The 11849-nt window shown below is 55.1% G+C and carries 10 protein-coding genes and 1 tRNA gene; 6 read left to right on the forward strand and 5 right to left on the reverse strand.

Translation table 11 applies throughout. The features are described from left to right. Nucleotides 1-76 precede the first annotated feature (76 nt). The 5 genes from ACW8F6_RS17880 to ACW8F6_RS17900 all read right to left on the reverse strand — a co-directional run bounded on the left by ACW8F6_RS17880 (nucleotide 77) and on the right by ACW8F6_RS17900 (nucleotide 4445). Entirely contained in the window at nucleotides 77-1009 is a 933-nt protein-coding gene (locus ACW8F6_RS17880; protein WP_491577261.1) for a ribose-phosphate pyrophosphokinase, read from the reverse strand. A gap of 151 nt (nucleotides 1010-1160) precedes the next feature. Further along, nucleotides 1161-1235, reverse strand: a tRNA-Gln gene (locus tag ACW8F6_RS17885). Next, complete coding sequence (gene ispE / locus ACW8F6_RS17890) at nucleotides 1226-2098, reverse strand: 4-(cytidine 5'-diphospho)-2-C-methyl-D-erythritol kinase (RefSeq protein ID WP_491577252.1); 873 nt, start codon at nucleotides 2096-2098, stop codon at nucleotides 1226-1228. Before ispE ends, ACW8F6_RS17885 begins: the two co-directional genes overlap by 10 nt. Then, nucleotides 2095-2703 (reverse strand): lipoprotein insertase outer membrane protein LolB, encoded by a 609-nt coding sequence (gene lolB / locus ACW8F6_RS17895; RefSeq protein WP_491577253.1) that lies wholly within the window; start codon nucleotides 2701-2703, stop codon nucleotides 2095-2097. The genes ispE and lolB overlap by 4 nt, the downstream gene beginning before the upstream one ends. Nucleotides 2704-2705: 2 nt before the next feature. Further along, nucleotides 2706-4445: a tetratricopeptide repeat protein gene (locus ACW8F6_RS17900; RefSeq protein ID WP_491577254.1), complete on the reverse strand. Its 1740-nt coding sequence runs from the start codon at nucleotides 4443-4445 to the stop codon at nucleotides 2706-2708. A 451-nt stretch (nucleotides 4446-4896) separates the two neighbouring features. Between ACW8F6_RS17900 and hemA the strand changes: the two genes are divergently transcribed. The 6 genes from hemA to ACW8F6_RS17930 are packed head-to-tail and all read left to right on the forward strand — an operon-like array spanning nucleotide 4897 to nucleotide 11226. Beyond that, a complete protein-coding gene (gene hemA / locus ACW8F6_RS17905) occupies nucleotides 4897-6159 on the forward strand; it encodes a glutamyl-tRNA reductase (RefSeq protein ID WP_491577255.1) in 1263 nt (420 codons plus the stop codon). A 9-nt stretch (nucleotides 6160-6168) separates the two neighbouring features. Next, on the forward strand, nucleotides 6169-7260 hold the full coding sequence (prfA, locus tag ACW8F6_RS17910; protein WP_491577256.1) for a peptide chain release factor 1: 1092 nt from the start codon (nucleotides 6169-6171) through the stop codon (nucleotides 7258-7260). Continuing rightward, a complete protein-coding gene (gene prmC, locus ACW8F6_RS17915) occupies nucleotides 7257-8090 on the forward strand; it encodes a peptide chain release factor N(5)-glutamine methyltransferase (protein ID WP_491577257.1) in 834 nt (277 codons plus the stop codon). Before prfA ends, prmC begins: the two co-directional genes overlap by 4 nt. 15 nt (nucleotides 8091-8105) lie before the next feature. After that, nucleotides 8106-8867, forward strand: a complete 762-nt coding sequence (locus ACW8F6_RS17920) for a HesA/MoeB/ThiF family protein (protein ID WP_491577258.1) — start codon at nucleotides 8106-8108, stop codon at nucleotides 8865-8867. A 32-nt stretch (nucleotides 8868-8899) separates the two neighbouring features. Next, entirely contained in the window at nucleotides 8900-10183 is a 1284-nt protein-coding gene (locus ACW8F6_RS17925; protein WP_491577259.1) for a YjgN family protein, read from the forward strand. Beyond that, nucleotides 10180-11226 carry a M48 family metallopeptidase gene (locus ACW8F6_RS17930; RefSeq protein WP_491577260.1) on the forward strand — a complete coding sequence of 349 codons (1047 nt, stop codon included), beginning with the start codon at nucleotides 10180-10182 and terminating at the stop codon, nucleotides 11224-11226. Before ACW8F6_RS17925 ends, ACW8F6_RS17930 begins: the two co-directional genes overlap by 4 nt. The last annotated feature ends 623 nt before the right edge of the window (nucleotides 11227-11849 follow it).

The following is an 11849-nucleotide window of genomic DNA, read 5'->3' on the forward strand; positions in this document are numbered from 1 at the left end:
ATGCCATCTTGACCTGCGACCAGTCGCGATGGATTTCAGTTATGCCGATAATCGGCGGTTAACACGGTGCCGCCGCTTACATGCGGAACATGGCACTCAGTGATTCTTCATTGCTCAAGCGGCGTACCGCTTCAGCCAACATTTTTGAGAGCGTAAGCTGGCGAATGCGTGAGCACTCTGCAGCCGCACTGTTCAATGGAATGGAGTCTGTAACGACCAGCTCATCCAGCACCGAGCCATTCAAGTTGGCAATCGCCTTGCCAGACAGCACGGGGTGCGTACAGTAGGCCACAACTTTCTTCGCGCCACGGTCTTTAAGCGCAGCTGCTGCGCTGCATAAGGTGCCGGCGGTATCGACCATATCGTCGATCAATAAGCAGGTGCGCCCATCGACATCGCCAATCAGGTTCATAACCTCGGCCATATTGGCCTTGGGGCGACGCTTATCGATAATTGCCAACTCGATGTCGAGCTGCTTAGCAATGGCGCGCGCGCGTACAACGCCACCAATATCGGGAGATACCACCACCAAGTCTTCAAAATTTTGTTTTTCTATATCTTCAATCAACACCGATGAGCCGTAGACGTTGTCTACCGGCACATCAAAAAAGCCCTGGATCTGTTCTGCGTGTAAATCGACGGTCAGCACCCGATCGACACCAACTGCCACCATCATGTCCGCCACCACTTTTGCGGTGATCGGCACGCGGGCAGAGCGCACGCGGCGATCCTGACGGGCATAGCCAAAATAGGGAACAACAGCAGTGATGCGACCGGCCGACGCACGGCGCAACGCATCTACCATCACGATCAATTCCATTAAATTGTCGTTCGTAGGCGCGCAAGTGGACTGAACCACAAACACATCACAACCCCGGACGTTTTCATTTAATTCAACGGAGACTTCGCCATCGGAGAACTTGTTAACGCTGGCGTCGCCTAACGGCAGCCCCAGGTGCTCGACGATTTGCTTCGCCAACGCGGGGTTCGCGTTGCCCGTAAAGACCATGAAATTGTTCACGAGGGAGATACCTTTGCTGCCAGTTAGCTATTTTGAGTCAGGTTCTTTTGAATAGATGTCAAAGTCACTGAATATAGAAATCAGACGCATTCAGCCAGCAATTCTAGCCAGAATATTTGTAAATGCACCTTGATGAAAATGGCAGGGGCAGAAGGATTCGAACCTTCGCATGACGGGATCAAAACCCGCTGCCTTACCGCTTGGCTATGCCCCTGTATCGTCAATTTGCTGTAACAGGCTATGTAAGGGTGATATGTTCACAGCTTGCGCTACGAACCCTTGCCACCGTTTGGGAAGAATACACAATACAGATTGTGCTGCTTCTGCTGTGGCGAAGGCGCAATACACACTGGCACCTGTTCCAGTCATCTGAGCTGCGCCAAATTGATTAAGCCAATCAATGACTTGGCGCACTGGCGGGTGGAGTTTGGCTACCAACTCCTGGCAGTCATTCTGGCCACCCTGCTCAAGAAAGGCCGCTACTGTAATGTCGGCTGTGTCTCTTGTCAAATCTTTGTGTGAAAAAACTTCCGCCGTAGAAACATGGCAATTTGGAGTAACAACCAGGTACCAGCTTGGCGGCATAGCCACCGGCGTTAATCGCTCGCCCACGCCCTCGGCCCAAGCAGTTTCACCCAGTACAAAAACCGGCACATCGGCGCCCAATTGCAAACCAAGCTCAGCCAAGTGCGGCAAGCTCAAGCCTGTTTGCCAAAGGTGATTTAATGCCACCAATGCAGTGGCGGCATCCGAGGAACCACCACCTAGACCACCCCCTAAGGGCAAACGCTTATCCAGGCTGATGCTGGCGCCCTGCGTACAACCCGTGGCCTGTTGCAGCGCTCGGGCGGCTCGCCAGACCAGGTTCTCTGTGTCGGGGACATCGGCCAGCGCGGTGGCCAGGCTGATCGCGCCGGTGTCGTTGGGGCGTATTGACAAATAGTCACAATGATTGATCAGTTGAAACAGCGTTTGCAGATTGTGGTAACCATCGGGCCTGCGCCCCGTAATGTGCAAACACAGGTTCAGCTTTGCTGGCGCCGGCCACTGGATTTCGGATAATTTGGCGTGTGTCACTGCGGCACTCCTAACGTCCAATCATTGACCACAAGAATCAGCCGCACGCCCAAGCGGCTAGATTCCGCCTTTAGTTTGCCCGGTAGCGCAAGGCCCTGCACCAGCTTGTATTGGCTGTATTCCAAGGTCCAGCCGGCCTGCTCTTGCGCGATGAGCAAGCCCTGGGCGTCGCGCTCTACCGATTGTCGACCCGCCAACTCCGGCGCGGGCAGGCCCCTCACCCAGTAGGTCAAAGCCTGCATGGGCAATTGCCAGCCAAACGCCTGCAGCACCAGTTCTTCGGCGCTATCAGCTCTGAGCGTCTGCCCGCCCTGTTCCAACACCACTTCATCTGCAGTGCCGGTAATACTGCCACTGCCCTGTCCTAGCGGGCCACTCAAGGTGATGTCGTAGCGATCGGTCCCTTGAGCCCAATTCACATACACACTGCCACTGTCGCCAGGCGCCTTGATGCCCAACTTGCCCTGCATTTGCCACGCCGCGATGGCAGACAACTGCTGCTCGCGCGCATCCAGCGACCAATCGGCCGGTAGCGGCTGCAGGCGCGAGCAACCCGATACCAGCAGCACCAGCAGGGCGCCCAACCAGTAATTTAGACGCGACATAATTAAGGGTTGACCCCCAGTCGCCGCATGGCATTGGGAATGATGTCGTTATTCGGGTCCAACTCGACGCCCGCCCGCCAAACATCCAGTGCTTCGGCCTGCTGACCGGTTACCCACAATACTTCACCTAAGTGCGCGGCGATCTCTGGGTCTGGATAGAGTTTTAAGGCTTCCCGCAGACGCAACAGCGCCTCTGAGTAATTGCCCAGTCGGTAGTGCACCCAACCCAGGCTATCGACGATAGCGGCGTCATCGGGCTTGAGGTTGTGGGCCTGTTGAATTAACTCAAAGGCCTCTTCATAGCGGTCGGTGCGGTCAGCCAGGGTGTAACCAAGCGCGTTTAGCGCGGTCGCGTTATTGGGCTCAAAGCGTATCACCTTGCGCAGGTCGCGCTCCGCCAGATCCAACATATCGCGTCTTTCGTTGACCATCGCGCGGCTATAGAGCAGGCGCGTGCTGTCAGGGTGCACCTGCAACCCCTGAGTTAAAAGGGTTTCTGCACGCGCTAAGTGTTGGTATTTGGCATAGATCTCGGCCTCTAGGGCAAACAGCCGCTCGGACTGCTGGGGCACTTTGGCGCGAACCGCCTGCATACGGGTGTGCGCTGGCTCTAATTCGCCAGCAGCCACCAGAATTTCCAGTGTTTGCACCAGCGCAGGCATAAAATCTGGGCCCAGTTCGACTTTTAAATAATGATTAATGGCCGCTTGATAGTCCGCATCCATCTGCGCAATGCGGGCTAGGTAGTAGTGTGCCGTGGACCGTCGGTTCTCCACTTCCGTCAAGGCACTAAATTGCGCCTTGGCGGCGGGATAGTCTTCCTGTTCAAAGCGAATCAGCCCCAGCGACAGCTGCAGATCTGGGTCGCCGGGGTTGTCTGCCAACAGCACCTCAAACTGGTCCGCCGCTTTCGCCAGATCGGTGGAGGCCAGCAGGCGAGCATATTGCAGCCGCAGGCGCTGGTCGTCGGGGCTTTTATCCACCAACAACGCCATCTGGCGCAAGGCGCCAACCTGATCGCCAGACTGGTAGCGCAGGCGCGCTTGCAAGGCTTGAGCTTGTAGGTGTTGCGGATCTAGTTCTACGGCTTTAGCAATCGCCTTGGTGGCCTGGGGCAATCGCTCTTGCTGCTGATAAACCAGTGCGAGCGCCATCCACAGCGGCTGGGACTCGGCATGAAACTCTCGCAGCGCTTCCAGACCAAGCTGTAGCTGCTCGCGCTCGATATCGGTTCCCTTGCCGGCATAGGCTGCCACGGTTTGTAGCAATAGGGGGTTGCCTCGCTCCAACAGGTACTGCGCATGGGTAAATGCCTCGCTCAGCCGGCCCGCCTCGGCGAGCTCGGACGCCGCTAGAACCCGCGCCTCGCTGTTGGTTGGTTCGAGCTCCACCCACAATACCGACATATCCAAAGCTGCTCGATGCACTTCCAAAAAGCGTGCAATGCGAGCTGCGCGAGCGACTACGCCCAAATCGCGTGTTTGATAGGCCTGCTGGACATAGTTAGCCAAGGCAATGTCGAAGCGCTCCTGATTACCCGCAAGCTCTGCCACCATTAATGAATAGAGGGTATCGGGTGTGAAGGGGCGGTCTTTTACCACCTTGGGCGCAGGGGCAGGTACGGGTGCTGACTCGGCCGTGGCGACCGCAACCTCGGGCTTACTTTCAAACCAGCCGGCGCAGCCCGTCAGGCTTGCCAGCGCCACCAATGATGCAACGGGTGCAAATGTGAATAACTTCATAAAGCTCCGACGGCAGCGGACTCGTAAACGCGCCACCAAAATCCAATGTGAATAGCGGCAGATTAACATGGCCGCCCAGTACAGCCCTAGGGCCGGTTAACACCTTTTCATACGCCCACACCTAACCGCCAGGGTTGCAGTTTGGCGGGCGCTCGCAATCAACCACAAGCCCCACAAGTCAGTCCATGCCTTTAAGGTTGCCAGTACTGTGAACGCGCAGCTTCGAGCCCTGACTGCCACACCCCTGGGGTGTAAACAGGACATCCCGTCCAGAGTAACCGCCACGCCCTGCTTAAGCACAGGCACCGCGGGCCGCAGTACCGTCATTTTAGACCAACGCAATTAGCACTACTCATTTAGAGCAATCCAGGCAAACGCTTGCACTTGTCACAGAGCCTCGCAAACGGGACAATTGGCGCCCGATTCACGATGCAGCTGAACAACGCCACCCATGAACTTCCTGGCCTTAGGTATCAACCACCACACGGCGCCGCTGGCGTTGCGCGAGCGCGTGGCCTTTGCGCCGGAGGCTGTCCCGGCAGCCCTGCAGCAAGCTGGCGAGATACTGGGTATCCAGGACATTGCGATTTTGTCCACCTGCAACCGCACCGAGCTGTATCTGCACGGCGATATTGAGACAACCAATCTCCTGGATTGGTTCGGCCAGTACCACAATATTGGCAGCGACGAGCTGAAGCCCTACCACTACGTCTATACTGGCGATGCTGCCGTTGCGCACATGATGCAGGTGGCCTGCGGCCTCAATTCGCTCATTCTGGGCGAGCCCCAGATTTTGGGGCAAATGAAATCTGCCTACGCCGTCGCCTGCGAGGCGGGGACGGTGGGCAGTCAGCTACACGCCGCCTTTCAGCAAGTATTTAGTATCGCTAAAAAGGTGCGTACGGAAACCGCCATCGGTGAAAATCCAGTGTCGGTGGCCTATGCAGCAGTCAGCTTGGCCCAGCAAATTTTTGCCGATCTCCGACAACAGTCTGCCTTGCTCATCGGTGCCGGCGAAATGATAGAGCTGGTCGCCCGTCACTTGCGCGAACAGGGCGTCAAGCGCATTACCGTGGCCAATCGAACGCTGTCGCGTGCAGCAGAACTGGCGGAGCGTTTTGGCGCCACTCCAATACTGCTGTCGGACATTCCCGGGGAATTGCACAAGGCCGATATGGTGATCTCTTCCACCGCCAGTCAATTACCAATATTAGGCAAAGGCGCGGTGGAAGATGCCCTGAAAAAGCGCCGCCACAAACCCATTTTCATGGTCGACATCGCAGTGCCCCGCGACATCGAACCCCAGGTGGCTGAACTGGACGACGTGTTTCTGTTCAGCGTGGACGACCTGAAAGAAGTCATCGACGAAAATCGAAAGTCCCGAGAAGAAGCGGCTCACGCAGCGCGCCATATTATCAGCGAGGGTGTACTGCGCTTTTCTCGACAACAGGGCGTACAAGGTGCCACGGATGTGATTCGCCATTTGCGCGCACACGCCGAGCAGCTAAAACAGCAAGAAATTAAAAAGGCCATCAATGCCTTAAGCGGCGGCGCCAACCCGGATGCCGTCATTACACAGCTGGCCAATAGCCTCACCAACAAGATATTACATCAACCCACCACCGCCTTGCGCGATGCCAGTGCCGACGGACGCGACGATCTCATTGCGCTGGCCTATCAGCTGTTTGCGCTCAATGCAGACAAGCCGGAGTAATCGTAAACAATGAAAGATTCTATTCGACTCAAGCTCGAGTCACTCAACGATCGCTATGAAGAAGTTTCCGCACTGCTTTCCGATGCGGACATCATTTCCGATCAAAATAAATTCCGCGAACTTAGCAAAGAATACGCTGAACTCGAACCAGTGGTGCAATGCTTCAATCGCTACCTGACGCTCAACCAAGACATGGCCGAAGCGCAAGAGTTGATGAAAGATGGCGATCCAGAAATGCGCGAAATGGCCGAGATGGCACTCGAAGAAGCCAAGGAACAACTTGCGCCGCTGGCCGATGAACTCCAGCTTTTGCTTCTACCCAAAGACCCCAACGACCATAAAAACGTGTTCCTGGAAATACGTGCTGGCACCGGTGGTGACGAGGCGGCTATTTTTTCCGGCGATCTATTTCGGATGTACAGTAAATACGCCGAAAATCGTGGCTGGCGCATTGAAGTCCTCAGCGAAAACCAGGGCGAGCACGGCGGCTACAAAGAAATTATTACCCGCGTCGTAGGCCAGGGTGTTTATTCGCAATTAAAATTTGAATCGGGCGCACACCGCGTGCAGCGGGTTCCCGAAACGGAATCCCAGGGCCGCATTCATACCTCCGCTTGCACCGTCGCCATCATGCCCGAGGCCGATGAATTGGAGGAGGTAAACATCAACAAAAACGATTTGCGCATCGACACCTTTCGCTCGTCAGGCGCGGGCGGCCAGCACGTCAACACAACAGACTCGGCCATTCGCATCACCCATATTCCCACGGGCCTGGTGGTGGAGTGTCAGGACGAGCGTTCACAGCACAAAAACAAGGCGCGCGCCATGAGTCTGCTGGCATCGAAATTGGCAAGTGCTCAAGAAGAGCAGGCCGCGGCAGCTATGGCCAGTGAACGCCGAAGCCTGGTTGGCAGCGGCGATCGCTCAGAGCGTATTCGCACCTACAACTACCCTCAAGGGCGTGTTACCGACCACCGCATTAATCTGACACTGTACAAACTTGCCGAAGTGATGGAAGGAAAACTCGACGAGGTTATTCAGCCGCTCGTACAGGAATACCAAGCCGACCAATTGGCGGCACTGGCAGGCAGCAATCAGTGATCACCATCGCAGCCGCGCTTCAACAATCCGCCCGGCTCGGCCCGGTCAGCGACAGCGCTCGTCTGGATACAGAGCTTTTGTTGTGTCACGCCTTGCAGTGTACGCGCAGCCACCTCTACACCTGGCCAGACAAGCAACTCACTGATTCACAGCAAACGCAGTTTGAGCAACTTTTTAATCGCCGCCTCAATGGCGAGCCCGTGGCCTATGTACTGGGCGAGCGCGAGTTTTGGTCGCTTCCGCTTTCCGTCAGCGCTGCCACCTTGATTCCACGCCCTGCCACCGAAACGCTGGTCGCCTGGGTCTTGGACTGTGCACCCGCCACACCGCAGCGGGTACTGGACCTTGGCACCGGCACCGGCGCCATTGCATTGGCGCTGGCGTCTGAACGCTCGTTGTGGCAACTCACAGGCGTAGATAAATCTGGCGATGCGGTAAAACTTGCTCGCCACAATGCCGCAAAACTCAACCTTCACAACTGCACTTTTTTGGAGGGTCACTGGTTCGCCCCCGTGACCGACCAAGTTTTCGACTTAGTGGTATCCAACCCACCTTATATCGACGCCCAAGACCCGCACTTGAGTCTGGGGGATGTGCGCTTTGAACCTCGCACGGCCCTAGTTGCCGACAACCAGGGGCTTGCAGATATTGCCCACATCCTACAGCAAGCCCCCCTGCACTTAACCCGTCACGGCTGGCTGTGCATTGAGCACGGTTATAACCAAGCCGAAGCGGTGCAAGCGCTGTTTGCCGCGCAAGGTTTTCAGCGGGTGGACTCAGCTAAGGATTTAGATGGCCAGCCGCGTATTACCTTCGGCCAGCGGCCCTAACTGAGAGTTAATGGAATGGACGATCAGGCCCTGCTCCGCTACAGCCGCCACATTCTGTTAGATGACATCGATGTGGCCGGCCAGAGCCAACTGTTGGCAAGCCGCGCATTGATCGTAGGTGTCGGTGGACTCGGCAGCCCGGCAGCCATGTATTTGGCCGCCAGCGGCGTTGGCCATTTGACACTGGTTGACCCAGACACGGTAGAGCTATCAAACCTGCAGCGCCAAATTGCACACACCGAAGCGGCCATTGGGCTGCCTAAGCCCGAGTCTGCACGCAGTCGCCTGCGAGAGATAAACAGCACGACACAAATTCAAGCGCTGCACCGAGCACTTACGGGGGATGCATTGCAACACGCCGTTGCAGCTTCAGATGTGGTCCTGGACTGCACCGACAACCTAGACGCGCGATTTGCAATAAACGCAGCCTGTGTAAGTGCGGGCAAACCGCTTGTCTCGGGCGCAGCCATTCGCTGGGAGGCGCAGATTGCCGTGTTCCATCCCGCCGCGGGTGGCGCCTGTTACCAATGCCTGTATAAGCCCGGCCATCAAACGGCGACCCGCTGCGCCGACGCCGGTGTAGCTGCGCCCTTGGTAGGTATTATCGGCGCAATGCAGGCACTGGAGGCCATTAAGGTCTTGGTTAAAACCGGTCAACCACTGCTCAATCGACTACTACTACTCGATGGCAAGGCGCTGCAATGGCGAGAAATGCAACTCAGCCCCGATCCGCACTGTGAGGTATGTAGCAATTTACGCGCAAACGGGGCAGAATAAAGTACCAACAATCATAATCTAGGGAAGGAACTGTGGACCAATCCTACAATATCTATCTCACCGGTGAGTTCACCGAAGGCACTGATACAGCTACCGCCATTGCGGCCTTTGCAAAAGCGGCTGGCTTAACGACAGATAGAGCCCAGGCGCTGTTTGATAAAGCCCCCAGCTTAATAAAAAAATCAGTGCCCCATGCAACGGCAACTGCCTATCAGGAAAAACTGGCATCCATCGGCATACTCACCAGTCTTGAGCCCGTAGCAGCTGAAGCATCGGCAGATGCAGCCCCTGAAGCAGCTGCGCCCATCGCTAACTCCAATACCGCGACTAGCAGCGATGAGCGTCGCCACGTACAGTTTGAATTCAAAGGCCAAGGCTACGAGTATTTCAAAATCTGGATCGTGAACATCTTATTGGTAGGCATCACGCTCGGCCTTTATTCACCCTGGGCGAAGGTGCGCAACACCCAGTATTTTTACGGCAATACCTCGCTCGATGGCGCCAGTTTCGCGTTCACGGCAGACCCAGTAAAAATGCTGATAGGCCGATTAATCGCCCTCGCTCTATTCATTGCTTATATGGCACTCAACGTTTTGCAGCCCATCATCGGCGCCATTGTGGGCATTGGGTTAATTTTTGTGGTGCCTTGGGTTATCAATCGCTCCCTGGCGTTTTACGCGCGCAATACCACCTACCGCAATATCCGCTTTGCCTTCAGTGGTAGCTACTGGGGCGCCTTTAAGACGTTTATTTTGTGGCCCATCGCCGGCGTGCTGACACTGATGATTCTGTTTCCACTGGCACTCAAAAAGCAGCAGCTTTACGTGACCAACAACCACCGCTACGGCAATAAAAGCTTTACCTTTGATGCGCCTACCGGCAAGTTCTACCGCATCGCTTTAACAGCGCTAGGCATAGCACTGGCAGCCATTATCGTTGGCACAGTCATCGGATTTGCACTGCCCCCACTGGCTGCCATCGGCATCTTTGTTGGCTACATCGCCGCCATCATTTACTTTATGGTGAGCTTGAACAACCTGATCTTCAATAACACTTCACTCGCTGAACACAACTTCAAAGCCAATTACGAAATGAAATCATTCAGCCTGTTGATGATTGGCAATTTTGTGTTAACCGTTATTACCCTAGGCTTGTACCTGCCTTGGGCACTTGTGAAAGTGGCACATTATGCAGCAGAGCATATCGCCGTTGATGTAAAAGGCGACCTCGACAAGTTTGCGGCGGTCAGCCAACCAGATCCATCTGCTTTTGGTGAGGAGTTTGGTGACGTCTTCGATATGGAAGTGGGCTTTTGAGCAGTAGCTTAACCCTAGAAGGCAAATGGCAAGACGGCGCATCAAGCGCCTCTTGCCCCGCTACAGTCACCATCGCCAACAACAGTGTTTGTATTCAGGCTACCAATGGCCAAGGCTTTACCTTAGAGATTGGCGATCTTAGCCTCTCGCCCAGAATTGGTCGCACCCCCCGCTACATCACTTTCAGCAGCCACGCTGGTCAGTTTGAATGCCAGCAATTTGACAGGTTGGACGAGCTTGACACGCTTATTGGCAGCCCGCTGATGCGCGTTATTCACCGAATGGAAAACCATTTGGGTTTGGTGTGCCTGGCCACAGTAACTGTACTATTACTTGGTTTCAGTTACTTCTATTGGGGCATCCCCTACGCCAGCAAAGTCATCGCTCAGCATTTACCCGCAGGCACTCTGCAGCAAGCGTCGGATGACACACTCAAAATAATGCGTAAGCAGTACCTTGACCCCTCGCAGCTTTCGGAAGAAACCCAAGCGCGGCTACGCCAAAGGATTCAAGCCTATGCGCCTGATTATCCCATTGAAAAACTGCATTTCTACGCCAGCGAAAAAATGGGCGCCAATGCCTTTGCCCTGCCTGATGGCACAATCGTTTTTACCGACGCGATTATTGAACTCACAGACGGTAATGACGACGAAGTACTGGCTGTCTTTGGGCACGAACTGGGCCATGTTGAAGGGCGGCATGCGCTAAGACAGGTACTTCAGAACTCCGCCATAGCAGTCACCATCGCAATGATCGGTGGCGACGTTAGTGCCTTGGGCGACATAGTGCTAACCTTACCCATTGTGTTCAATCAACTGGCTTTCTCTCGAAAGTTTGAGCTCGAGGCAGACAAATATGCAGGTGACTTACTGGAGGCCAACGGGATAGACCGCAGCGCCTTTGCCAGCATTCTCACCAAACTGCATAATAGCCACCGCCTCTGCGATGCGGACGATACCGATTGCCAGGAAAAGATGGATTGGTTTAAATACTTAAGTACCCATCCCCATCTAGAGCAGCGCATAGACGCCATAGCCAATTAGCTTTTAAATTTGACGTCAATCGCTGTTTGATTGGCGTCATCCAAAGCGAGTTATTCCGCAACTTTCACACTCGTAGATGGCGCTAACCAGCGTCGCTCCACCACCGCTAAACGTGTTGGCAGCATCAAGCGACTTTTAAGCACCAGCGCATCCCGCCACACCACATATACCCCCTTTACAACGCCCTACGCATGCCAGCAGTTCTATTGCGCAGCAAACCATGTAGTCGAGTACTTATAGAGAGTCCACCTGCGCGTTTATACCCCAAGATCAAAGGGCGCCAGTGAGTTTTCATTGAGACCTGGCGCAATTGCAAACCCGGTTACTTCGCATTGGCCAATCGGCGTACTATCAGCCCTTGCCCAAACAGTTCTTCAGCTACCTTACGCAGCTACAGCAAGCTTTCCGAACGATTAAGAGTCGATTCGCACAGCTTTCGCTAGCAAAATGCCAAGCACGGAGACAAGGTGAATGCCACGCTGTGACAGAGAGGGTGGCCTGGGCCACGGGCGAGTGATTACCTACAGGGCGTTTTAATTTAGAAGCTTGACGACCGGCTGTCGCCGGCCCGGCCCAATGCATAGCATTGGGCGTTCGCCATGGATGGCGGAAGTGCCGTAAAT

The sequence above is a fragment of the Simiduia sp. genome (genome assembly GCF_058345725.1).